Source organism: Streptomyces sp. NPDC104096 (assembly GCF_055584385.1).
In genome coordinates, this window is sequence record NZ_JBVJMD010000051.1 from 20,040 (window position 1) to 42,826 (window position 22,787).

At 71.2% G+C, this 22,787-nt stretch carries 20 protein-coding genes and 1 tRNA gene; 14 read left to right on the forward strand and 7 right to left on the reverse strand.

What is annotated here, in order from left to right; genetic code table 11:
- Nucleotides 1-111: 111 nt before the first annotated feature.
- The 6 genes from ACZ60B_RS34285 (at nt 112) to ACZ60B_RS34310 (ending at nt 4,725) form a co-directional block, all read left to right on the forward strand.
- A complete protein-coding gene (locus tag ACZ60B_RS34285; RefSeq protein ID WP_162468281.1) occupies nt 112-549 on the forward strand; it encodes a DUF3052 family protein in 438 nt (145 codons plus the stop codon).
- A 151-nt stretch (nt 550-700) separates the two neighbouring features.
- On the forward strand, nt 701-1,159 hold the full coding sequence (locus ACZ60B_RS34290) for a peroxiredoxin (RefSeq protein ID WP_469394049.1): 459 nt from the start codon (nt 701-703) through the stop codon (nt 1,157-1,159).
- A gap of 112 nt (nt 1,160-1,271) precedes the next feature.
- The gene (locus tag ACZ60B_RS34295) at nt 1,272-1,847 is read left to right on the forward strand and encodes a TerD family protein (protein WP_469394051.1); all 576 of its coding nucleotides are present in this window, start codon (nt 1,272-1,274) and stop codon (nt 1,845-1,847) included.
- A gap of 106 nt (nt 1,848-1,953) precedes the next feature.
- Complete coding sequence (locus ACZ60B_RS34300) at nt 1,954-2,529, forward strand: TerD family protein (protein ID WP_469394053.1); 576 nt, start codon at nt 1,954-1,956, stop codon at nt 2,527-2,529.
- A 203-nt stretch (nt 2,530-2,732) separates the two neighbouring features.
- The gene (locus tag ACZ60B_RS34305) at nt 2,733-3,878 is read left to right on the forward strand and encodes a DUF475 domain-containing protein (RefSeq protein ID WP_469394055.1); all 1,146 of its coding nucleotides are present in this window, start codon (nt 2,733-2,735) and stop codon (nt 3,876-3,878) included.
- A gap of 109 nt (nt 3,879-3,987) precedes the next feature.
- Entirely contained in the window at nt 3,988-4,725 is a 738-nt protein-coding gene (locus ACZ60B_RS34310) for a TerD family protein (RefSeq protein WP_469394057.1), read from the forward strand.
- A 153-nt stretch (nt 4,726-4,878) separates the two neighbouring features.
- Here the strand turns inward: ACZ60B_RS34310 and ACZ60B_RS34315 are convergent, their stop codons facing one another.
- The gene (locus ACZ60B_RS34315) at nt 4,879-5,673 is read right to left on the reverse strand and encodes a TerD family protein (protein WP_469394059.1); all 795 of its coding nucleotides are present in this window, start codon (nt 5,671-5,673) and stop codon (nt 4,879-4,881) included.
- A gap of 202 nt (nt 5,674-5,875) precedes the next feature.
- Here ACZ60B_RS34315 and ACZ60B_RS34320 point away from each other — a divergent pair, with 202 nt between their 5' ends.
- From ACZ60B_RS34320 to ACZ60B_RS34330, 3 genes are all read left to right on the forward strand, one after another.
- Nucleotides 5,876-7,042, forward strand: a complete 1,167-nt coding sequence (locus ACZ60B_RS34320; protein WP_469394061.1) for an HpcH/HpaI aldolase/citrate lyase family protein — start codon at nt 5,876-5,878, stop codon at nt 7,040-7,042.
- A gap of 97 nt (nt 7,043-7,139) precedes the next feature.
- Entirely contained in the window at nt 7,140-9,617 is a 2,478-nt protein-coding gene (locus ACZ60B_RS34325; protein ID WP_469394063.1) for a phosphoribosyltransferase, read from the forward strand.
- Nucleotides 9,617-10,423 (forward strand): HAD family hydrolase, encoded by an 807-nt coding sequence (locus ACZ60B_RS34330; protein WP_469394065.1) that lies wholly within the window; start codon nt 9,617-9,619, stop codon nt 10,421-10,423. The genes ACZ60B_RS34325 and ACZ60B_RS34330 overlap by 1 nt, the downstream gene beginning before the upstream one ends.
- Nucleotides 10,424-10,585: 162 nt before the next feature.
- Here ACZ60B_RS34330 and ACZ60B_RS34335 read toward each other — a convergent pair whose 3' ends face one another.
- A complete protein-coding gene (locus tag ACZ60B_RS34335; RefSeq protein ID WP_469394067.1) occupies nt 10,586-10,807 on the reverse strand; it encodes an FmdB family zinc ribbon protein in 222 nt (73 codons plus the stop codon).
- 669 nt (nt 10,808-11,476) lie between these two features.
- On the opposite strand from ACZ60B_RS34335, the gene ACZ60B_RS34340 reads away from it, so the two are divergent.
- The 3 genes from ACZ60B_RS34340 to ACZ60B_RS34350 all read left to right on the forward strand — a co-directional run bounded on the left by ACZ60B_RS34340 (nt 11,477) and on the right by ACZ60B_RS34350 (nt 16,505).
- The gene (locus ACZ60B_RS34340; RefSeq protein ID WP_469394120.1) at nt 11,477-13,720 is read left to right on the forward strand and encodes a transglycosylase domain-containing protein; all 2,244 of its coding nucleotides are present in this window, start codon (nt 11,477-11,479) and stop codon (nt 13,718-13,720) included.
- 49 nt (nt 13,721-13,769) lie between these two features.
- The gene (locus ACZ60B_RS34345; protein WP_469394069.1) at nt 13,770-15,038 is read left to right on the forward strand and encodes a polysaccharide deacetylase family protein; all 1,269 of its coding nucleotides are present in this window, start codon (nt 13,770-13,772) and stop codon (nt 15,036-15,038) included.
- A gap of 159 nt (nt 15,039-15,197) precedes the next feature.
- A complete protein-coding gene (locus tag ACZ60B_RS34350) occupies nt 15,198-16,505 on the forward strand; it encodes an amidase domain-containing protein (RefSeq protein ID WP_469394071.1) in 1,308 nt (435 codons plus the stop codon).
- A gap of 82 nt (nt 16,506-16,587) precedes the next feature.
- Here the strand turns inward: ACZ60B_RS34350 and ACZ60B_RS34355 are convergent, their stop codons facing one another.
- Nucleotides 16,588-17,979: a hypothetical protein gene (locus tag ACZ60B_RS34355; RefSeq protein ID WP_469394073.1), complete on the reverse strand. Its 1,392-nt coding sequence runs from the start codon at nt 17,977-17,979 to the stop codon at nt 16,588-16,590.
- A gap of 220 nt (nt 17,980-18,199) precedes the next feature.
- On the opposite strand from ACZ60B_RS34355, the gene ACZ60B_RS34360 reads away from it, so the two are divergent.
- Nucleotides 18,200-18,271: transfer RNA gene (locus ACZ60B_RS34360), tRNA-Val, on the forward strand.
- Nucleotides 18,272-18,405: 134 nt separating this feature from the next.
- Here the strand turns inward: ACZ60B_RS34360 and ACZ60B_RS34365 are convergent.
- Nucleotides 18,406-18,756, reverse strand: a complete 351-nt coding sequence (locus tag ACZ60B_RS34365; RefSeq protein ID WP_469394075.1) for a hypothetical protein — start codon at nt 18,754-18,756, stop codon at nt 18,406-18,408.
- A 137-nt stretch (nt 18,757-18,893) separates the two neighbouring features.
- Entirely contained in the window at nt 18,894-19,796 is a 903-nt protein-coding gene (locus tag ACZ60B_RS34370; protein ID WP_469394077.1) for a ketopantoate reductase family protein, read from the reverse strand.
- Between the two features lie 119 nt (nt 19,797-19,915).
- Between ACZ60B_RS34370 and ACZ60B_RS34375 the strand changes: the two genes are divergently transcribed.
- Entirely contained in the window at nt 19,916-20,146 is a 231-nt protein-coding gene (locus tag ACZ60B_RS34375) for a DUF2277 domain-containing protein (protein WP_469394079.1), read from the forward strand.
- A gap of 454 nt (nt 20,147-20,600) precedes the next feature.
- Here ACZ60B_RS34375 and ACZ60B_RS34380 read toward each other — a convergent pair whose 3' ends face one another.
- Both ACZ60B_RS34380 and ACZ60B_RS34385 read right to left on the reverse strand, forming a co-directional pair.
- Nucleotides 20,601-21,218: a DedA family protein gene (locus ACZ60B_RS34380; protein ID WP_469394081.1), complete on the reverse strand. Its 618-nt coding sequence runs from the start codon at nt 21,216-21,218 to the stop codon at nt 20,601-20,603.
- 214 nt (nt 21,219-21,432) lie between these two features.
- Nucleotides 21,433-22,689: a L,D-transpeptidase gene (locus ACZ60B_RS34385; protein ID WP_469394083.1), complete on the reverse strand. Its 1,257-nt coding sequence runs from the start codon at nt 22,687-22,689 to the stop codon at nt 21,433-21,435.
- Nucleotides 22,690-22,787 lie beyond the last annotated feature (98 nt).

Sequence of the window (22,787 nt, forward strand, 5' to 3'; positions counted from 1 at the left end):
TCTGAACCGTCGGGTACTTGCGCGATCCGCCCCGCCCGTGTGGACTACGGCCAATGCTTCGCGCACGCGCGTGGCTGAGATATTCACCAAGACATGATCAGGAGGCAACCCGTGAGCGCGACCGCGGACCACGCGGAGGAGCGGACGAGCCCTGCCGTCAGGCTGGGGTTCCAGCCCGAGCAGGTGGTCCAGGAGATCGGCTACGACGACGACGTAGACCAGGAACTCCGCGAGGCCATTGAAGAAGTTGTCGGCAGCGACCTGGTGGACGAGGACTACGACGACGTAGCCGATGCCGTGGTGCTGTGGTTCCGCGACGAGGACGGCGACCTGACCGATGTGCTGGTGGACGCCACCACGTACATCGAAGAGGGTGGCGCGATCCTGCTTCTCACGCCGAAGACCGGACGTGATGGCTACGTGGAGCCGAGCGACATCTCGGAAGCCGCGACGACGGCGGGGCTGTCGGCCTCCAAGAGCGTCAGCGTGGGCAAGGACTGGATCGGCAGTCGGCTGCTGACCCCGAAGGCGGCCAAGACCAAGAAGTAGGTCCCGTCCCACCCCCGGACGGGCTGACGGTCAAGGTCAGCCCGTCCGCAGGTTCGTCGTGCCCGATGCGTAGGCTGGGCTCAGCGCTCTCAGTGTCCTCGGCGTTGTCAGCGCTCTCACCCGAGCAGCCCACCGAAAGGGAAGCACGACGATGGCGATCCAGGTCGGCGACAAGGCCCCCGACTTCGAGCTCAAGGACAACCACGGCAGCGCCGTGAGGCTCTCCGACTTCCTCGGCAGCAAGAACGTGGTCCTGCTCTTCTACCCGTTCGCCTTCACCGGTGTCTGCACCGGTGAGCTGTGCGAGCTGCGTGACAACCTGCCGCAGTTCGCCGACCGCGACACCCAGCTGCTCGCGGTCTCCAACGACTCCATCCACACCCTGCGCGTCTTCGCCGAGCAGGAGGGCCTGGAGTACCCGCTGCTGTCCGACTTCTGGCCGCACGGCGAGGTCTCGCGCGCCTACGGCGTCTTCGCCGAGGACAAGGGCTGCGCGGTGCGCGGCACCTTCGTCATCGACAAGACGGGCGTCGTGCGCTGGACCGTCGTCAACGCCCTGCCGGACGCGCGGGACCTGAACGACTACGTCAAGGCGCTCGACACCCTGTGACGGTTCGGTTCCACGCACTGCGAGGTGCGGGAACCCGTCACTAGGATCGAGTCGTTGATCCGATGCCAGAGCACGCAGGGGCTCCCCGCCCCCGGACACCAATGGAGGACTCGTGGGAGTCAGCCTCAGCAAGGGCGGCAACGTTTCGCTGACGAAGGAGGCCCCCGGCCTGACGGCGGTCATCGTCGGCCTGGGGTGGGACGTGCGCACCACCACCGGTACGGACTTCGACCTGGACGCCAGCGCGCTGCTGCTGAACACGGCGGGCAAGGTCGCCAACGACGCGAACTTCGTCTTCTTCAACAACCTCAAGAGCCCCGACGGCTCGGTGGAGCACACGGGTGACAACCTCACCGGTGAGGGCGAGGGGGACGACGAGGCGATCAAGGTCGACCTGGCGACCGTCCCGGCCGACGTCGACAAGATCGTCTTCCCGGTCTCGATCTACGAGGCGGAGAACCGCCAGCAGTCCTTCGGTCAGGTCCGCAACGCGTTCATCCGCGTGGTGAACCAGGCCGGCGGCGCGGAGATCGCCCGTTACGACCTGTCCGAGGACGCCTCGACGGAGACCGCGATGGTCTTCGGCGAGCTGTACCGCAACGGCGCGGAGTGGAAGTTCCGCGCCATCGGCCAGGGGTACGCCTCGGGCCTGCGCGGCATCGCGCAGGACTTCGGCGTCAACGTCTGAGACCCGATCGCAAGGCATGACGTTCCGTCCGGCGCCGTCCCGTTTACGGGCGGCGCCGGACGCGCAGGACAACCGAAGAAGCACGACCTAGGGGAGGACCAGCATCATGGGCGTCACGCTTGCCAAGGGGGGCAACGTCTCCCTGTCCAAGGCCGCGCCGAACCTCACACAGGTGATGGTCGGGCTCGGCTGGGACGCGCGTTCCACCACCGGAGCGCCTTTCGACCTCGACGCCAGCGCGCTGCTGTGCAAGGACGGAAGAGTCCTGGGCGACGAGTGGTTCGTTTTCTACAACCAGCTCACCAGCCCGGACGGCTCGGTGCAGCACACGGGCGACAATCTCACCGGTGAGGGCGAGGGCGACGACGAGTCGATCATCGTGGACCTCTCCAAGGTGCCCGTCCACTGCGACAAGATCGTTTTTCCGGTGTCGATCCACATGGCCGACGAACGCGGTCAGACTTTCGGTCAGGTCAGCAATGCGTTCATCCGCGTCGCCAATCAGGCGGACGGCCAGGAACTCGCCCGTTACGACCTGTCCGAGGACGCCTCCACGGAAACCGCGATGATCTTCGGTGAGCTCTACCGCTACCAGGGCGAATGGAAGTTCCGGGCGGTGGGACAGGGGTACGCGTCGGGTCTGCGGGGTATCGCCCTGGACTTCGGGGTCAACGTCTCGTAAAGCCGCGACGGTGAGCGGGCCGGGCCCGGTCACCGGGTGGACCGCGGCTCTTCAGGCAAGGCACATGGGCCCGCCCGTGTTGTCCGGAGAGCTCTCCCTCTAGACTTCGGGGTCAACACTTCGTAAAGCCGAGTGTGGCGCGGGGGAGGCGCTCACCCGGACTCCGTCCGGGACGTTCCCCCTCACACAGGATTGGGTAGCCAGTGCTTCTGAAAACCTTCGGCTGGTCGTTCGCGGTCACCGCGCTCGGCTTGGTCGCAGCGGTCTTCTACGGGGGGTGGGAGGCTTTCGGCATCGTGGCGATCCTCTCCGTCCTGGAGATCTCGCTGTCGTTCGACAACGCGGTGGTCAACGCCGGAATCCTGAAGAAGATGAATGCCTTCTGGCAGAAGATCTTCCTCACGGTCGGTGTGCTGATCGCCGTCTTCGGGATGCGGCTGGTCTTTCCCGTCGTCATCGTCGCCATCAGCGCCAAGATCGGACCGATCGACGCGGTCGACCTCGCGCTCAACAACAAGGACCAGTACCAGCAGCTGGTCACCGACGCCCACCCGGCGATCGCCGCCTTCGGTGGCATGTTCCTGCTCATGATCTTCCTCGACTTCATCTTCGAGGACCGTGACATCCAGTGGCTGCGCTGGATCGAGCGGCCGCTGGCCAAGCTCGGCAAGGTCGACATGCTGTCGGTCTGCATCGCCCTGGTCGTCCTGCTGATCACCTCCTTCACCTTCGCGGCCCACGCCCACCAGCACGGCGGCGCGCACGTCGACAAGGCGCAGACGGTGCTGATCGCGGGCATCGCCGGCCTGATCACGTACATGGTCGTCGGCGGGCTCTCCGGCTACTTCGAGGACAAGCTGGAGGAAGAGGAGGAGCGCGAGCACGAGGCGGAGGAGGAGGCCGAGCGGACCGGCCGGAAGAAGCCGGCCGTCGTGCTGGCCGGCCAGGCCGCGTTCTTCATGTTCCTCTACCTCGAGGTCCTGGACGCGTCGTTCTCCTTCGACGGGGTGATCGGCGCCTTCGCCATCACCAACGACATCGTCCTGATGGCCCTCGGCCTCGGCATCGGCGCGATGTACGTCCGCTCGCTCACCGTCTACCTGGTCCGCCAGGGCACCCTCGACGACTACGTCTACCTGGAGCACGGCGCGCACTACGCGATCGGCGCGCTGGCCGTGATCCTCATGGTCACCATTCAGCACCAGATCAACGAGGTCATCACCGGCCTCGTCGGCGTCGTCCTGATCGCCCTGTCCTTCTGGTCCTCCGTGCGCCGCAACCGCGCGCTGGCGGCGGCCGGAGGCGAAGCGGGGTCGGACGAGAAGGCCGAGGTCTCGTCCGGGGTGTGACGACCGGCGGACCGGGGGAACGCTTCGAGCGGGGCGGCAGGCGACAGAGGTCCGCCGGCCGCCCCGCCGGCATTTCGGGTGTGGGTGAAGGCAGGGGTGGGGGCAGGGCATGGGCTTCTTCGACGGGCTCTGGCGCGGGCGTGCGCTCGAATTCGACTCGGGCAGCGCGGCGAGCAACGCGATCGAGCTGACCAAACGGCATCACTATGTCTCCCTCACCAAACAGGGAGCGTCCACCGGCAACCTGCGCATCAACCTGACCTGGCGGATGCGGACCTCCGACTTCGGCGGCAACCAGCGCGAGAGCCTGCTGCGGCACCCCTTCAAGGCGCTCAAGCCCCCGGAGGTCGTCGGCCACAGCCAGAGCATGGTCAACGTCGACCTCGACCTGGGCTGCCTGTACGAGCTCGCGGACGGCACCAAGGGCGTCGTCCAGCCGCTCGGCGGCTACCTGGGCGACGTCAACGCGCCGCCGTACGTGAAACTCAGCGGCGACGACCGCTTCGGCTCGGCGTCCGGCGAGACCATGTACATCAACCTCGACCACCGCGACGACATCAAGCGTCTGCTGGTGTTCGTCTACATATACGACCAGACACCCGCCTTCGACCGTACGCACGCCATCGTCACTCTGTATCCGAGCAACGGTCCGCGGATCGAGATCGGCCTGGACGAACGCCATCCGCAGGCCCGCTCCTGCGCGGTCGTGATGATCGAGAACGTCAAGGGCGAGCTGATCGTCCGGCGCGAGGTGAAGTTCGTCTACGGCTTCCAGGCCGAACTGGACCGGCTGTACGGCTGGGGACTGCAATGGGGGCGGGGCTACAAGACGAAGGTCGAGGGCTGACGCCCGGTTCCGCAGGCCGGGCCGCGGACGGGTTTCGGGCGGGTCCGGCACGGCCGGGAGCGCCAGGCCTCCCGTACGGGCCGCACAGGGCCCGCACAGAGGCCGCACAGGGCCCGTACGGCCCCGCGCCGGCGGCCGCGGAACCCGGTGCGGTCAGCGGCCGATGAACTGCGGGCCCTGCGGAGGCAGCCGGAACTCCCCGAGGGCGGCCGGGACGGGCTGGGGATAGCCGTACGCGGGCTGGCCGGCCGGGTGCGGGTAGCCGTAGGCCGGCTGCGTCGTCGCGGGCGGCTGCGGATAGCCGTAGGCGGGCTGCGCGGGGACGTTCGCGGGCTGCTCCGGGGGCAGCGGCTGGGAGGTGGTGGGCGGCGGGGGCTGGACGGACTGCGACTCCTGCACGGCCTCCGCCTCGTCCACGGAGATGCCGAAGTCGGTCGCGAGGCCCTTGAGCCCGTTCGAGTAGCCCTCGCCCAGGGCCCGGAACTTCCAGCCGTCCCCGCGCCGGTAGAGCTCACCGCAGATCAGCGCCGTCTCCTCGCCGGTCTCCGGCTTGATGTCGAAATAGGCCAGCGGTTCGCCCTCGGTGACCGCGGCGTCGTACAGCACGATGCGCAGTGACCGTACGCGATCGAACGTGACGCCGTCCGCCGAAGCGACGAGCAGAATCTGGCCGACGCTGGGCTCGACACCGACCAGATCTGTCTGGATCGTATCGGTGAGGCCCTCGGCCACCCGCTTCTTGCCGAGCCGCCAGACCTTCCCGGAGGGGTGCCGGGGCTGGTTGTAGAAGACGAAGTCCTCGTCGGAGCGCACCCGTCCGTCGGGGCCCAGGAGCAGTGCGGACACGTCCACGTCGGGGGCGCCCTGGTCGGGCGTCCAGCGCAGCACGGCGCGCACCGTCGTGGCCTCGAGAGGGGCGTTCGACCCCTTCAGCATCGCGTGCGTCATGCGGTCATCCTGCCCTCTCGGTCCTGATCACGACAATGTGGGGGTGAATCCGGGCATGGTGACCCACTGTGTTTGTCGGCGTTACCTGAACTTCACGCCCGGAGGGAACCTGCTCCTTGGATCCCTACGTACTATTACCGGCCACACGTAGACACTTCACAGGCCAGATCCATGCGCCGTTCCATCACCATGGGGGAGCTCAATGCGTCATTTCGGGCACATCGCCCCTGAGGTGCGGAAGCGCCTCTTCGTCCAGGAGCCGTGCGAGTTCACCACGGACTCCCCGGCCCGGCTGCTGTCCGCGGCCCTGGGAGCCACGCTCTACAGTCCGGCGATCCGCCCGCGGCTCGCCGACGACATCGTCAAGCAGGCCGAGCGCGGCGTGGTCTCGATGGTGCTGTGCCTCGAGGACTCGATCGCCGACGCGGACGTCGAGCACGGCGAGGAGAACCTCGTCCGCCAGTTCGCCGACCTCGACGCGCGCACCGGCCCCGACCTTCCGCTGCTGTTCATCCGGGTCCGTACCCCCGAGCAGATCCCCGACCTGGTCCGCCGCCTCGGTCCCACCGTCCGGCGGCTGTCCGGGTTCGTCATGCCCAAGTTCACCGAGCAGCGCGGTGTCCCCTTCCTGGAGGCGCTCGCCGCGGCGGAGTCGGCGAGCGGCCGGCGCCTGTTCGCGATGCCGGTGCTGGAGTCGCCCGAGCTGCTGTACCGCGAGTCGCGCGTCGACACGCTGGAGGGCATCGCCCGCGCCGTCGACAAGTTCCGCGACCGGGTGCTCGCGCTGCGCCTGGGGGTGACCGACTTCTGCTCCTCCTACGGTCTGCGCCGGGCCCCCGACATGACGGCGTACGACGTCCAGATCGTCGCCTCCGTGATCGCCGACGTGGTGAACATGCTGGGCCGCGCCGACGGCACCGGTTTCACGGTGACCGGACCGGTGTGGGAGTACTTCCGGGTCCCGGAGCGCATGTTCAAGCCGATGCTGCGGCACAGCCCCTTCCTGGAGGGACAGGCCGTCGAGCTGCGCGAGATACTCATAGAGCACGCCATGGACGGGCTGCTGCGGGAGATCTCCCTGGACCAGGCCAACGGCCTGCTCGGCAAGACCTGCATCCACCCCTCCCACGTGCCGGCCGTGCACGCGCTGTCCGTCGTCAGCCACGAGGAGTTCAGCGACGCGGCGGACATCCTGCGGCCCGAGCGCGGCGGCGGGGGTGTGCTGCGGTCGGCGTACACCAACAAGATGAACGAGGTGAAGCCGCACCGCGCCTGGGCCGAGCGGACCATGCTGCGCGCGGAGGTCTTCGGCGTGGCGCACGAGGACGTCAGCTTCGTGGACCTGCTCGCCGCAGTCATCTCCGGCTGAACCGGCCGGGCACCCGGCCGGCGAGCCCGACCGACGAACCCGGCCGGCGATCCGGCCGGTGAATCCGACCGACGAACCGGCTATACACAAGGGACGTATGAACAACGCAGTGAACGACGGGGTCTGGTCCGGAACCTGGGTCGCCGAACGGCTCGGGCTCGAACTGGTGGGCGACGATCAACTGGACGACCTGCTGGGGCTGGCCCTGCGCCGCAACCCCAAGCGGGCCCACCTGCTGGTGTCGAACGTGCTGGGCAAACACGTGCCGCAGTCCCCGGCCGTCGTCTACGGCCATGGCTTCGACCTCGGCCGCCGGGTGCGCGACCTGCTCGGCGACGAGGAGGCGGCCCGGGCGGTCGTCCTCGGCTACGCGGAGACCGCCACCGGCCTCGGCCACTGCGTCGCCGACGGCGTGGGCCTCGCCCCCTACCTGCACTCCACCCGCCGCCCGGTCCCCGGCGTGGACCAGGCGGGCGGCTTCGAGGAGTCCCACTCGCACGCCACCTCCCACCTGCTGCTGCCCGAGGACCCCGCGCTGCTGCGCGGCGACGGCCCGCTGATCCTGGTCGACGACGAGTTCTCCACCGGCAACACCGTCCTGAACACCATCCGTGAGCTGCACGGGCGCTACCCGCGCCGACGCTACGTCGTGGTCGCGCTCGTCGACATGCGCTCGGCGGCCGACGCGGGCCGGCTGGCGGACTTCGCCGCGGAGATCGGAGCCCGGGTCGACCTGGTGGCGGCCGCCTCCGGGACCGTACGCCTGCCCGAGGGCGTGCTGGAGAAGGGGCAGGCGCTGGTCGCCCGGCACGAGTCCGCCGCGCCGGCCGCCCCCGGCCCGGACGGCCGGGTCGAGCGCGTCGACCTGCTCTGGCCGCGCGCCGTGCCCGACGGCGGACGGCACGGCTTCACCCCGGGTCACCGCGCCCGGCTGGAGTCCGCGCTGCCCGCGATGGCGGTCCGGCTCGCCGAGGCGATACCCGGCGACGCCCGGCGCGTCCTCGTCCTCGGCTTCGAAGAGCTGATGTACGCACCGCTCAGGCTGGCCCGCGAACTCGAACGGGCCGTGGCCGCCGAGGTGCGCTACTCCACCACCACCCGCTCGCCCGTCCTGGCCGTCGACGACCCCGGCTACGCGATACGCAGCCGCCTGGTCTTCCCCGCCCACGACGACCCGGCCGACGGCCCCGGCGAGCGCTACGCCTACAACGTGGCCGGCGCGGGCTTCGACGCGGTCGTGGCGGTCGTGGACTCGGCCGCCGACACCCCGCCACTGCACGCGCCCGACGGCCTGCTCGCCCAGCTCGCCGCGCACGCCCCGCACGTCCTGCTCGCGGTCGTGCCCTCGTACGTCCCCGAACCGCCGCACGTACCCGAAAGGCCCGCCATGCTGCCCGAGCCCCTTCGCGGCCCCGCCTTCTCCTCGTACGCGCCGGAGGAGGTGGGCTGGCTGCTCCAGGACCTCTCGGACGTCACACTGGAGGCGCCGACCGAGGAGCGCGAGGAGGCCATCCAGAGCGGTGGCGCCCACTACGCCGAGTCGCTGCCGGTGGAGTACCAGCCGAGCGAGCACTACCAGCGACTCTTCCACGCGGCGCTGGCCACCTCGGCGGCCCGGATCGCCCACGCCGTCGGCGTGGTCACCGAGACCGTGCTCGCGGAGCGCGCGCAGACGCGCTCCGGCGAGGAGAACGCGGCGGCACGCCCGGTCCTGGTCTCGCTGGCCCGCGCGGGCACGCCGGTCGGCGTCCTGATGCGCCGCTGGGCCCGGTTCCGCTACGGCCTGGAACTGCCGCACTACGCCGTCTCGATCGTGCGCGGCCGGGGCATCGACGCCAACGCGCTGCGCTGGCTGGCCGCCCACCACGACCCCGCCGACGTGGTCTTCGTCGACGGCTGGACCGGCAAGGGCGCCATCACCCGGGAGCTCGCCGACGCCATCGAGGAGTTCGAGGAGTCCGAGGGCATCACCGGCTTCGACCCGGAGATCGCGGTGCTGGCCGACCCGGGCTCGTGCGTACGCACCTACGGCACCCGTGAGGACTACCTCATCCCCTCCGCCTGCCTCAACTCGACCGTGTCGGGCCTGATCTCGCGCACGGTGCTGCGCGCGGACCTGGTGGGCCCGAACGACTTCCACGGCGCGAAGTTCTACCGCGAACTCGCCGGTGCGGACGTCTCGGTGGACTTCCTCGACACGGTCGCCGCGCGCTTCGGCGAGGTGGTGGACGCGGTGGACGTGGCGGTCAAGGAGCTGCTGGCCGCCGACCGCACCCCGACCTGGGAGGGCTGGGCGGCCGTCGAGCGGATCAGCGAGGAGTACGGCATCCACGACGTCAACCTCGTCAAGCCCGGCGTCGGCGAGACCACCCGGGTGCTGCTGCGCCGGGTGCCGTGGAAGATCCTGGCCCGCGCCGGGGCGGGCGCCGACCTCGACCATGTGCGCCTGCTGGCCGAGCAGAGAGGCGTGCCCGTCGAGGAGGTCGACGGACTGCCCTACACCTGCGTGGGGTTGATCCACCCCAAGTACACCCGCGGGGCGACCGGCGCCGACGGCAGGGCGGTGACGGTCTGATGCCGGTGCTGGTGGCGAGCGACCTCGACCGTACGCTCATCTACTCCGCGGCGGCGCTCGCGCTGACCATGCCCGACGCGCGGGCCCCGCGGCTGCTGTGCGTGGAGGTGCACGAGAACAAGCCGCTGTCGTACATGACGGAGACGGCGGCCGCACTGCTCACGGAGCTGGGTGACACGGCGGTGTTCGTGCCGACCACCACCCGGACCCGCAAGCAGTACCTGCGCATCAACCTGCCGGGCCCGGCGCCGACGTACGCGATCTGCGCCAACGGCGGCCATCTGCTGGTGGACGGCGTGTCGGATCCGGACTGGCACGCGCAGGTGACCGCGCGGCTGGCCGACGAGTGCGCGCCGCTGGCCCAGGTGCAGGAGCACCTCACCCGCTCGGCGGATCCGGTCTGGCTGCGCAAGCAGCGGGTCGCCGAGGACCTGTTCGCGTATCTGGTCGTGGAGCGCGAGCTGCTGCCCGAGGAGTGGGTGAAGGAGCTCGCGGCCTGGGCGGAGAACCTCGGCTGGACGGTGTCGCTCCAGGGCCGCAAGATCTACGCGGTGCCGAAGCCGCTCACCAAGAGCGCCGCCGTGCGTGAGGTCGTCCGCCGCACCGGCGCCGAACTCACCCTCACCGCGGGCGACTCCCTGCTCGACGCGGACCTGCTGCTGGTGGCGGACCGGGGCTGGCGGCCGGGCCACGGCGAACTGGCCGACGACGACTGGACGGCCCCCGCGGTCACCGCGCTGCCCGAGCGGGGCGTGCTGGCGGGCGAGCGCATCCTGCGGGAGTTCCTGCACGCCACCCGCGGCTGAGCGCCGGCCACCGCCGTACGGCATCGCACGGTGCCGTACGGCGGCGCGCGGCGCTGCCGTGCCGCGGGGCGAGATGGTGCCGTGCCACGGGCGGGGCGGTGCCGTACAGCGAGGCGCGGCGACGCCGTGCAGCGGGGCCCGTCCCCGGAGTCCGGTCGGCCGTCAGCCGCAGCAGCCTCCGCCGCAGCAACCGCCGCCGCCCCCGCCCGCCCTGGGCGCGGGGGCGGTCGCGGCCGCCGACCCGCCCACCGCGACCGTTGAGAGCAACTTCACTGTGTCGGCGTGTCCGGCCGGGCAGTCGGCCGGATCGGCCGATTCCGCCATGGGGCGGCTGAGTTCGAAGGTGTCGCCGCAGGTCCGGCAGCGGTATTCGTAGCGAGGCATGGCTCAAGGCTAGGGCCTGCCCGGCGCATCGAGTCGCAGGAAGGCATCGATGTCGTATCGGTCCAGGTGAGCGGGGTCCGGGGCGTCCGGCCGCAAGGCGGAGGACGGTGTCGGCGCGATGGGGCAGTCGGCGACCGACGACGACGCCGCAGCGACTCCCGCCGCCGGAGGAGGGCGTGCCGGCCTCCGCGTCCGGCGGTCCGATCCGTCGAACGGGTCCTCACCGGCGCGACCGTAATGTGCGGTCTTGGTTTGTCATGCGATCGCTTCTGTCTCTTTCTTGTGCGGAGAATTCGCAAAGATCGCTGGTAATTTGGCAGAGCCGCGATGAGCCGCAGGGTTTGACCCTGGTCCGGTGACACAGGGGGATAACCGCCGTACAGGCGGTAGTTGTGTCGACCCGCGCGAGCACCACGGAGTGCGGAGGGAGACGCAGTCGTGACCGACGAAGGGCAGGGGGCGGAGGCCCACGGGGGTGACGGTCCGCCGCGCGGTCGCCGCGCGGCGCCGAATCGTTCCCGCCGTCGACGTGCGGAGCCGGAGGCGCCGGTCGGCGCGACCGGGGCGCCTGACCAGGAGCCGCAGCCGTCCGACGTCACCATGCAGCTGCGGTTCGAGCCGCCGGTGCCGCCGACGTCCGCGCCGCCGCCTCCGATGTCGGACGTCACCATGCAGCTGCGGTTCGAGCCGCCGCAGCCGGCCGACGCCACCATGCAGTTGCGGTTCGAGCCGCCTCCGCCGGCCGACGCCACCATGGAGCTGAGGGTGGTCAAGCCCTCGGAGCTGCCCGCCCGTTCCACCGGCCGACGCGGGACCCCGTCGGCCCCGGCTGCTTCGCCGGTCCCGCCCGTCGGCCGTCTCGCCGCGGCGGCCGCGCCGCTGCTGGCCGCGCTGGCCCGTCTCCTGGCGCCGGTGACAGCACGACTTGCCCCCCTGACGGAGCGTCTGTCCCCTTATGTGCGGCGGCTGGAGCCGTACGCCCGCAAGCTCAGACCGCAGTACCCGCGCCCCGGCCGCGCCGACTGGCGTCGCTGGATACCCTCCTGGCGGCAGTCGGTGGGCGCCGTGTTCTCGGCCATCGGCATGACCGGCGCGCTCCTGGTCGTCGCGTACGCGGCCACCGACATCCCGCAGAACCTCAACTCCTACGCCACCCAGCAGGACAACGTCTTCTTCTGGTCCGACGGGACACCCATGGCCCGCACCGGCTGGGTGCAGCGGCAGGACATGCCCCTGAAGGACATACCCGAGGACGTCCGCTGGGCGGTGCTGGCGGCCGAGAACGCCAGCTTCTACTCCGACCCGGGCATATCCCTCTCCGGCATCGGGCGCGCCCTGTACCGCACGGTCGGCTCGGGCGACACCCAGGGTGGCTCCACCATCACCCAACAATACGTCAAGAACGTCTATCTGACCCAAAATCAGACTATCAGCCGCAAGTTCACCGAAGCCATGATCTCCCTCAAGCTCGACAACCGGATGAGCAAGGACAAGATCCTCGAGGGCTACCTCAACACCAGCTGGTTCGGCCGCGGCACCTACGGCATCCAGCGCGCCTCCCAGGCGTACTACGGCAAGGACGTCGGCGAACTCGACGTCAGCCAGGCCGCCTTCCTGGCCTCCCTGCTCAAGGGCGCCGGTCTGTTCGACCCGTCCCTGAGCAAGGCCAACCACGCCCGCGCGGTGGAGCGCTGGGGCTGGATCCTCGACCGCATGGTGGACCTCGGCAAGCTGTCCCCCGCCGAGCGGGCCAAGTACAAGACCTTCCCCGAGCCGCTGAAGCAGTCGAAGACCTTCTACACCGGAAGCCAGAGCGACTATCTGGTGGAACTGGCCCAGCAGTACGCCAAGAAGGCCGCCGGCATCTCGGACAAGGACTTCGACCTCGGCGGCTACCAGATCTACACGACGTTCGACCGCAAACGGGAGACGGCGCTGACCAACGCCGTCGCCAAGGCCCGCAAGCAGGCGAAGCGAAAGGACGCGGACCTCGCCGAGGCCGCCCACTACGGCGCCTCGTCGATCGCCGCCGACGGCCGGATCCTCGCCGTCTACGGCGGCCCCGACCACCGCACCCAGGGCTACAACGAGTCCAACGCCACCACGGTCCCGGCCGGTTCGGCCTTCACCCCGTTCGTCTACGCCGCCGGACTCGAGCACGGCGTCCGCACCTCCCGCGACACCCCCGCCACCCCGATCACCGGCGACGCGCTCTACAACGGCGACGACAACGTGCCCGTCACCACGCCGGAGGGCCCGTACTGGGACCGCAGCGGCAAGAAGGTCGCCGCCCGCAACGACGGCGAGAGGTCCTACGGGCGGATCAGCCTGCACCGGGCGCTCGCCGACTCCGTCAACACCCCGTTCATGCAGCTCGGCATGGACACCGGCCTCGACACGGTGCGTGCCACCGCGGAGGCCTCCGGGCTGCTGTCCTCCAGCTTCGGCGCCCAGGTCCCCGCGCTGTCCCTGGGCAACTCCACACCCAGCGCGATCCGGATGGCGAGCGCCTACGGGACGTTCGCCGACGCCGGCCGGCACACCGAGCCGTACTCGGTGAGCCGGATCACCCGCAACGGGTCCAAGGTCGTGCTGAAGAAGCCCGAGTCGCGGCGCGCGGTGCGGGCCAAGGTGGCCGAGGAGGTCAACTCCGCGCTCTCGGACGCGTTCCGCACCGCGCATCCCACGGCCGCCCCCGCCTCCGCGGAGGTCACCGGGAAGATCGGCACCACCCAGGACGACACGGCCCTGTGGTACGTGGGCACGGCCAGGTCCGTGTCGACGGCGGTGGTGGTCTACCGCATCGACCTGGGCAAGAGCCTCGAACCGCTGCCCCTGGAGGGGATCGCGGGCACACCCGCCGACAGCGTCCCGTACGACATCTGGTCGGGCGCCATGAGCCCGCTCGGCTGACCCGGCCCCGGGCACTCGCCATCCACCCCCCACGGAGAATGAGCCGCGCATGAAGTCACCATCCGGCCGCCGCCGCGCAGGCCGTGCCCCGATCCGCGCCACCCGGCCCGGGTTCCTCACCCTGGCGGTCCTCCTGGTCGCGGCGTCCCTGGTCGCGGGCTACCTGGTCCTGACCCGTTCCGACAGCACCGCCCCGACGGCGTCCGCGGGCAAGCAGACGCTGCCCAAGGCGAAGAAGACGCCCTGGGACGGGAAGACGAAGGTGCTCGGGGACGGATCCACCTCCTACACCGGCCCGCAGCCCGGCGAGTTGAAGCCCGTACCGCTGAAGAAGGGCGAGAAGCCGCCGCAGTTCGTCGTCTTCTCCTGGGACGGCGCCCTCCAGGGCGACGACGAGCTGTTCTCGCACTACCGGGAGCTGGCCAAGGAGTACGACGCCCACATGACGTTCTTCCTCACGGGCATCTACCTGCTGCCCAAGAGCAAGAGCGACCTCTACAACCCGCCCCAGCACTCACGGGGTTCGGCCGCGATCAGCTACGCCACCGACCCGCACATCCGCACCACGCTGGAGCAGCTCGGCGAGGCCTGGAAGGACGGCAACGAGATCGGCACCCACTTCAACGGGCACTTCTGCGGCGCCAAGGGCGGCGGCGACTGGAGCGTCGAGGAGTGGAAGAGCGAGATCGACCAGTTCTACGACTTCGTGGAGCACTGGAAGACCAACACCGGCTTCACCGACATCGCCCCGCTGCCCTTCGACTTCAAGAAGGAGGTGACCGGCGGTCGCGCCCCCTGTCTGGAGGGCCAGGCGAACCTGCTGAAGGCCATCAAGAGCTACAAGTGGGCCTACGACGCCAGTTCGGCCGGCGACTTCCAGATATGGCCGAAGAAGAAGGACGGCATCTGGGACTTCCCGCTCCAGATGCTCCCGTACGAGGGCGGCAAGTACCAGGGCCTGTCCATGGACTTCAACTTCCTCTACAACCAGTCCGAGGGCGAGACCGAGGGCGACGCGGCCAAGTACCCCGAGTGGGAGCAGGAGACCGTCAACTCGTACATGGCGGGCTTCAACCGGGTCTACTACGGCAGCCGGGCACCGCTGTTCGTGGGCAACCACTTCGAGGACTGGAACGGCGGCATCTACATGAAGGCCATCGACCAGGTCATCAAGAACGTGTGCACCAAGGAGGGCGTCAAGTGCGTGTCCTTCAAGGAGCTGGCCGCGTGGATGGACGTGCAGAAGCCCGAGACCCTGGAGCGGCTGCGCAGTCTGGACCCGGGCCAGTCGCCCGACTGGTCGACGGTGGTGGAGTGATCGCCCTGTCGGACGCGGCAGTTGTGGCAAATGCGGACGTCGCGACAGCCCTGACGCGGTAATCAAACCTCAACCGCAGCCCCCTTCACAGGAGCCACACACGGCGTGCGAAGATGCCGTTCCCGGCGTCCCCAGTGCCGGGTTAGAGGGGAAACATCAGTGAAGTCAAGGAAATTGAAAGGGACGCGCCGTCGCGTCACGATAATCGGGGCGGCCGCCGTCTCGGTCGTCGCCGGTGCTGCGCTGCTGCCCAACTGGATGGCCGGCGCGGCGGTCGTCGACGACCCCAAGGTGGACGCCAAGACTAAGGCGACCTTCCAGCGGCTGGCGGACGCGGTCTTCACCGACCGTACGGACGCCCTGGTCAGCAGCAAGCAGGGCAACCGTGCCAAGCCGCTGACGGACACCTTCTCCGGAGGCGTCAAGATGTCCTCCGGGCAGGCCCACAAGCAGGACTCGGCCCTGTCCACGCTGGACCAGCGCAAGGACCTGCTCGCCAAGCTCGGCGAGAAGTACAGCAAGGGCAGCACCACCGTCACGCTGGACGCCACCAACGTGAAGGGCCGTACGGCCAAGGCCGCGGTCACCGAGACCACGACCCTGACCTACGCCAAGGTCCGCGGCAACGAGCCGAAGACCACCGGTTTCCAGGCCCACCACGAGCTGACGTTCACCGCGGACAGCCACGGCAACTGGCAGCTGACCGGCATCAAGGAGACCGACACCGGTTACCTCGCCGTCAACCAGGTGGCGAACCCGGCGTCCAACCCGGCGGTCAAGGCCTCGCCCTCCCCGACGGGCAAGGCGACGGCCAAGGCTTCGGCCTCCCCGACGGTGAAGGCCTCGGCCTCTCCGACGGTCAAGGCGTCTGCTTCCCCGACGGTGAAGGCCTCGGCCTCCCCGACGACCGCCGACACCACCACGCCGGACACCCCGCGCGCGGCCACCACCCGGCCGGCGCCCGCCAACCCCAAGAGCTTCACCGGAACCACGTACGACTACAAGGCCATGGCCGCGTACGCGGAGAAGTACTGGAGCACCTACAACACCGACTACCCGGACTACAACGGTCACGGGGACGGCGGTGACTGCACCAACTTCGTCAGCCAGTCGCTGAAGGCGGGCGGCTGGAAGCACGTCCCCGGCTACGTGTACGACTACACCAAGTGGTTCGGCAACGCCGACATCCAGTCGGACTCGTTCGTCGGTGTCAACGAGTTCTCGTGGTTCGGGCTGAACTCGAAGCGGGTCACCCCCCTCGCGAACGTCTACCAGGCGGACATCGGTGATGTCATCCAGATGGACTTCGACAAGGACGGGTCCAAGGACCACACGATGATCGTCACCTACCGCAGCCCCGACGGCGTGCCGTACGTGACGTACCACTCCACGAACACCTTCCGCCGGTCGGTGGCGAGCCTGGTCGCGTCGTACCCCAACGCCGCGTTCTACGCCTACCGCACCTGAGAAGCCCGCGCCCGCCGCGCCCGCTCGGTCCGTCCGGACCGTCCGGGACGGTGGGCGTGTCCGTGGGGCCGGCCCGGGCCGCTCAGTGTCCCGAGCCGCGCTCCTCGCGGATCCGCGAGACGACCTGTGCCGCCGACCGCCGCACCGCCTCCGTCTCCGTCAGGAAGTGCCAGTAGTCGGGGTGACGCCCCTCCAGGGTGCCGATCGCCCGCTCCAGCCGGGCCACCGCGTCGTCCAGCGGCCGCGCGTCCCGCGGGTCCGGCGTCGTACGCCCCGACATGGCCAGCCGCTGGGCGTCCCGGATCGCGAACCTGGTGCGCTCGATCTCCTGCTGCGGGTCCTTCTGCACGGCGTTCAGCCGGGTCAGCCGGTCACCCGCGGCCGACACCGCCTCGTCGGTGGTGTTCAGCAGCGCCCGCACGGTCGACAGCAGCGCGGTCGCCTCGGGCCAGCGCTGCGCCTCCCGCGCGGTCTGCGCCTCCGTCAGCTTCGCCTCGGCCTGCCGCACGTTCTGCGCGGCCTGCTCCGGCACGCCCTGGAGGTCCTGCCAGCAGGCGGCCGCGAACCGCCGCCGCAGCTCGCTGAGGACCGGGTCGACCTGCGCGGCACGCGTGGTCAGGGCCTGGGCCCGGGTACGCAGCGACACCAGCCGGTGGTCGATCTCGGCGGCCTGCTCCGGCAGCCGGCCGGCCTTCGCGCGGATCGCCTCGGCCTCCCGGGAGACCCGCTCGGCCCGCTCCAGGGTCCCCGCGACGCCGTGCTGTCCCGCCCCCTGGTTCAGCCGGGTCAGCTCCGGCCCGAGGGCGGCGAGGCGGGCGGCCAGGTCGTCCGCCCGCAGCCCGGCCGCGCGGGCGCCGTCCAGGGCGTTCGAGGCGGCCAGCAGGGCCTGGCGGGCCCGCTCGACGGCGGGCGCGAGCCGGGCGAGCTGGGTCTCGGCCTTGCCGAGCAGCGGCCCGAGCCCGTCCGTGAACCGGTCCAGTTCCTGCTTGACGCGGTCGAGTTCGTCCTTGGCCCGGGTGAGTTCGGTCCGGGCGCGGACCGCCGCCGAGGCCTCCAGGTCGTCCCGGTCGAGGTCGTGCGCGTCCACGGTGTTGATGTACTGCTGACTGGCCTCGTCGATCCGTCTGCCGAGCGCCTCGAAGTCGGCGACCGCGCGCCGGGCCGCGGGGGTGCCGTCGACGGCCGTGATCGTCTCGATGGAGATGCGCAGATCGCGCTGGGCGGTGTCCAGCTCGTAGAACGCGGACGCGGCGGCGTCCTTCGCGGCCTGCGCCTCGGCGCGCTGGCTCTCCGCCCGCCCGCCGAACCAGCGCCGGGTGCCGCCCCCGGCGAACGCGGCGGGCAGCGCGAGGGCGACGGCGAGCGGCAGACCCATCAGCGCCAGGGTGTCCCGCACGTCCCGCAGCGCGCGTCGCACGGGACGGGGTGCCCCCGGCACCGACGGCGAGTACGGCTGTCCTGGTGTCGCCGTCACATCCCTCTCCCGTGCTGTCATCCGCCCTGCCCGGTGTCATTCTCCCACCGGTGGAGGACGAACACACCGGCCGGTCGGTTCACGGTACGGACCGTGACTTTCCCCCCGGGCCGGCGCGTGCCGGTCCGCCACCGGGCGGCGGCGGCCCCCGACCGGGGCGTTCCCGCGAAACGCGTTTGCCGGACAGTGCCCCCGGCGATGTAGGCTGTCGACTCGTCCTGGGTGCGTAGCTCAGGGGTAGAGCGCCTGCCTTACAAGCAGGATGTCGGCGGTTCGAAACCGTCCGCGCCCACCGGGACCGGCCGAAGTGCCGGTGCGAAAGGCCCCCGCGGATTCCGCGGGGGCCTTTCGTGTGTCCGGCGCCCCGGCGCGTGCCGCCGCTCTCGCGGGTGCCGGCGCCGTCGCGCGGGCCGACGGCGGGGACCGTCAGGGGGCGACGCCGTCCGCGGGCGCGGCCTCGTGGGCGTGCTTGAGCCGGGTGCGTGCCTCCATCCGGTCCGCGGCCGCGACCTCGGCCCAGAACCGGTGGCAGCTGACGAACACCGCGAGCTCGTGCTCCCGCTGCCGCAGCTTCTCCACCTCGGCCTGTTCGTCCGCCGTCCAGCCCGGGGAGGCGGGGCGCTCCACCTTGCGCCAGCCGTTGTCGTCGCTGAAGCCGTCCAGCGGCTCGACCGACCAGGGGAGCCGCTTCAGCAGGGCCGACAGTTCGCCCCGGACCTGATGCAGCTCCTCCTGACCGGCGCGGAGGTCACTGGGGAAGTCATAGGTCGTAGCCACGCGACAATGCTACGCCTGTTCGATTTTGCGGTGCGAGCTCCTTCCGGAAGGTTCATACGAACGAGTGTTCCGAACTGACGTTCGATCGTAGAGGGTGTGCGGAGGGCGGGGCCGCGAGGTCGCGGGAGGTCCCGCGGTCAGTGCGCGGCGTCCGCCAACTGCCCCACCACACGGGCCGCCACGGGTACCGGAATGCCGTGCCGTCCGGCCGCCCGCAGCAACGCCCCGCCGATCGCGTCCAGTTCGAGCGGACGGCCCGCCTCGGCGTCGCGCTGCATCGACGATCTGGTCCCCGGCGGGAAGGCGTCGTAGCGGGCCAGCGCCGCGGCCGGGTCGGACGGGCCGCCGCAGGCCCGGCTCACCGCGGCCGTCTCCGCCACCAGGGCCGCCAACTCCTCGCGGTGGTGGGTGCGGATGTCGCCCAGGGGGAGGCCGTAACGGGTGGTGAGCAGGGCGAGGGGAGCGAGGAACGACATCTTCGCCCACAGCGCGGCCACCTCGTCGGGCAGGACACGGGTGGCCGGTCCGGCGGCCGTGAACGCCTCGGCGAGCCGGTCCAGTCGGGCGCGCGGGACCGGGTCGCCGGTCAGGTCGACCTCCGCGAACGGACTGCCGTGCTCGATCACCCCGGGCGCGACGCGGGTCGACTCGACACGGATGACGGCGGGCGCCACCCGGTCGGGGCGGTGGCGCCCGCGCAGGGCCGCCGGATGCTCCACACCGTTCAGGAACGGTACGAGGAGGGCGTCGCCGAGGGCCGGGGGCGCGACCCGGGTCAGGGCCGCGTCGAGCGCGGTGTGCTTGACGGCGATCAGACAGGCGTCGACCGGCTCGCCCAGTTCCGCGGCCGCCTCGACCCGGGCCGTGAAGTCGCCGAACAGAGCGCTGCGGACGCGGATCCCGTCGGTACGCAGGGTGCGGGCGGTCTCGTCGCCCGCCAGGCAGATCACCCGGTGCCCGGCGCGGGCCAGCAGCGCGGCCAGCAGGCCGCCCACGCCGCCCGGACCCAGGACGGCCACGGTGAGTTCGTCGTTCGCCATGATGGATGGCTCCTCTCGTCGGTCGGCCCCGTCACGGTGGCTGCCTCGACGAGGATCATCGCAGCGGCCCTCGCGGCGACTTGCCGCGGGGCCCGTGCGCGGGGGTCCACACTGGAGTCATGTGCCGCAGCATCAAGACGCTCCGTCCGCCCGCGTTGCCCGAGGAGGCCACGGAGGAGGAGATCCGCGCCGCCGCTCTCCAGTACGTGCGCAAGGTCTCCGGGTTCCGTGCGCCCGCCGCCCACAACCAGGAGGTGTTCGAACGCGCCGTGGACGCCGTCGCGCGGGCCACCGCGGAACTCCTCGACGGCCTGGAGGTCCGCGGACAGGCGGTCCGCCAGGGGGGCTGAGCGCTTCGGGGCCGGAACGGGTTCCGGCCCGGGTGAACCGGGCGCGCGGCGGCCCGCTGGGCCGGTGGACCGGGACGCGCTGCCGGGCCTGTGCGCGTGCCGCGCGGGCGCGTGCGTCCTGTGTTCCGCACGCGTCCGTGCGCCCGGACCCGCGTCTGCGCCCGGCACGTACGTGTCCCGCGCGCGTGCGGCGCCGGGCCCGTGTCTGGGCTCGACGCGTGCCCGCGCCGGACGCTGGTGTGTCCCGCGCCCTGCGCTCGACTGGTGCGTGTGCCGGACGCGGGTGTGCCCGGGGTCCGTGCCTGCGCCTGGCGTGTGTGCGTGCCGGAACGCGTCCGCGCGCCCGTCCCGTGCGTGTGCCGGACGCGTCCGTGCGCCCGCCTCGTGCGCGTGCCGGACGCGGGATGGACGCCGGATCGGGGCGGATCCGGTGCGGGAGCCCGGCGCTCGGGGGCTACGACGCCGGCTGGCGTCGCATCAGGAGTGCGGCTCCGGAACCGGCCCCGAACAGCGCCAGCACCGACACGCCCGTGGCCAGCCAGGTGGCGCCCAGCCACTGCGCGCCGAAGTAGCCGAGCGCGACGCTGTAGACGGCCCAGGAGAGACCGGCCAGCGCGGACCAGGGCAGGAAGTCGCGCACGCGGCGGCGGGCGGCACCCGCGCCCAGCGAGACGACCGAGCGGCCGGCCGGGGCGAAGCGGGCCAGCACGACCAGGGCGCCGCCGCCCCGGGCGAGGGCCGCGCCGAGCCGCTCCTGCGCGACGCGCAGCCGACGCGAGCGGGCGATCGCCCGGTCGAGGCGCTCACCGCCGCGCCAGGCCAGACGGTAGGCCGCCATGTCACCGAGGACCGAGGCGGTGGCGGCGGAGAGGATCAGGAACAGGATGTCGGGGACCCGGGCGGGCACCTCCCCGGCCACGGCGGCGCCCGAGCCCGCGGCCGCCGCCGTGGCGGCCGTGATCACCAGTACGCCGCTCGGCAGCACCGGCACGAACACATCGAAGAGGACCGATACGGCCACCATGGCGTATATCCATGGACTGCCCGTCAGCGCCCCCACAACCTCCAGCACCGCAAACTCCCTGCTATTCCCCCCGTGGCCCTGCCGCGCCGCGAGGTAGCGGGGCTGCGGCAGGGGCGGCCATGACAGCCATACAGCGTACGCCGGAAGTGTGACAGGAGTTCCAGGTGGGGCGGGCGGATTTTCGATAAGGGCATGCACGGCACGCATCACCTGTAACCGGCAAAGGGTATGTACGCCCCCGATCCAGGCTCCCCGGCCGCGGTCAGCGCAGGGCGCTCAGCGTGCGCCAGTGCTCCCAGTCGACGTTCCAGTCGCCGAGACCGTTGTTCAGCGCGACCGCCCCCTTGGTCTGCGCGCCCTTGACCTCGAACGGGTCGCCCACACGGACCCGTTCGTAGAGCCACCGGGCGTCCGCGTCGCTCATGCCGATGCAGCCGTGGCTCTTGTTGGCCACGCCGAAGTAGGCGGCGTTCCACGGAGCGGCGTGCGCGTAGGTGCCCGACCAGGTCAGCCGCACCGCGTAGTCGACCTCCTGGTCGTAGGCGTCGCCGAGGCCCACGGTCTCGGAGTTCATGCGGATCGTGCCCTCCTTCGCCAGCACCACCTCGGTGCCGCGCCAGGAGCCCGTCTCGGGGCCGGGCGTGCCGCCGGACACCGGGAAGGACCGTACGTCGTGGCCGTCGCGTTCCAGGGTGAGCCGCTTGCTGTCGAGGTCGACCTCGAACACCTGCCGTGCGCCGACGGTGAAGCCGAGCCGGTAGTCGCGGACGAACCAGCCGCCGTCCGGCCCCGAGTCGGTGCCGTTCAGCCGGGCGTCCAGGGTCACTTCGGTGCCGGGACGCCAGTACTCCCGGGGCCGCCAGTCGACCCGGTCCTTGCCCGACCAGTCCTTCAGCCAGCCCCAGGAGCCCTCGGTGCCGTTCGAGGTGGTGACCCTCAACTGCCGCTCCACCGCCGCCCTGTCGCGCACGGGGTGGTCGAAGACCAGCGAGATCGGCTGGGCCACGCCGACGGTCGTGGTGTCGCCGGGCCGCCAGTCCACCTTGTTGACCCGGCCCGCGGCGGCCGTGCCGAAGGACGCCCGCCGGGTCCCCGTGGTGCCGTCCTGCGCCCGGGTGTCCGCCTCGACGGTGTAGGAGGCGCCGGGCACGGCGTTGCGCTCGGAGGTCCAGGTCCGGCCGCCGTCCGTCAGCGTCCCGCCGAGCCTGCCGCCGTGGGCGTCGCTGACGGTGACCGAGGTGAGCGTGCCGCCGTGGGCGGTGACCACGACCGGCCTGCCCGCCTTCGCCCGGGTGCCGTCCGGTGTCACGGTGACGGTGACCGTCCCGCCGTGCGCGCTCCCGCCGCCCGCCTTCGCGTCCGCGCCGGCGGCCGTCGTGCCGCCGGACGAACAGGCGGCCAGGGCCGCGGTCAGCAGGGCGGCGACCGCCCCGGCAGCGGCGGCGCGGGAGCGGACCGGACCGCCGCGGGCCGCGGGCCGGGCCGGGCTCCTGCGGACCGCGTGACGTATCTGGCTCAACGGAAATACCTCCGTGGGAGTCGAAGCACACCGGGAACGAACTGGACCCTAGGGCGCGAGAAGCGCCGCACCACGGCGTGCGGGCCGTGTGACGGCGG

Excerpts from the sequence above, each read along its gene's own strand:
- ACZ60B_RS34290 (WP_469394049.1), top strand. The coding sequence starts at position 701 with ATGGCGATCCAGGTCGGCGACAAGGCCCCCGACTTCGAGCTCAAGGAC.
- ACZ60B_RS34300 (WP_469394053.1), top strand. The coding sequence starts at position 1,954 with ATGGGCGTCACGCTTGCCAAGGGGGGCAACGTCTCCCTGTCCAAGGCC.
- ACZ60B_RS34310 (WP_469394057.1), top strand. The coding sequence starts at position 3,988 with ATGGGCTTCTTCGACGGGCTCTGGCGCGGGCGTGCGCTCGAATTCGAC.
- ACZ60B_RS34315 (WP_469394059.1), bottom strand. The coding sequence starts at position 5,673 with ATGACGCACGCGATGCTGAAGGGGTCGAACGCCCCTCTCGAGGCCACG.
- ACZ60B_RS34320 (WP_469394061.1), top strand. The coding sequence starts at position 5,876 with ATGCGTCATTTCGGGCACATCGCCCCTGAGGTGCGGAAGCGCCTCTTC.
- ACZ60B_RS34325 (WP_469394063.1), top strand. The coding sequence starts at position 7,140 with ATGAACAACGCAGTGAACGACGGGGTCTGGTCCGGAACCTGGGTCGCC.
- ACZ60B_RS34330 (WP_469394065.1), top strand. The coding sequence starts at position 9,617 with ATGCCGGTGCTGGTGGCGAGCGACCTCGACCGTACGCTCATCTACTCC.
- ACZ60B_RS34335 (WP_469394067.1), bottom strand. The coding sequence starts at position 10,807 with ATGCCTCGCTACGAATACCGCTGCCGGACCTGCGGCGACACCTTCGAA.
- ACZ60B_RS34340 (WP_469394120.1), top strand. The coding sequence starts at position 11,477 with ATGCAGCTGCGGTTCGAGCCGCCGCAGCCGGCCGACGCCACCATGCAG.
- ACZ60B_RS34345 (WP_469394069.1), top strand. The coding sequence starts at position 13,770 with ATGAAGTCACCATCCGGCCGCCGCCGCGCAGGCCGTGCCCCGATCCGC.
- ACZ60B_RS34370 (WP_469394077.1), bottom strand. The coding sequence starts at position 19,796 with ATGGCGAACGACGAACTCACCGTGGCCGTCCTGGGTCCGGGCGGCGTG.
- ACZ60B_RS34375 (WP_469394079.1), top strand. The coding sequence starts at position 19,916 with ATGTGCCGCAGCATCAAGACGCTCCGTCCGCCCGCGTTGCCCGAGGAG.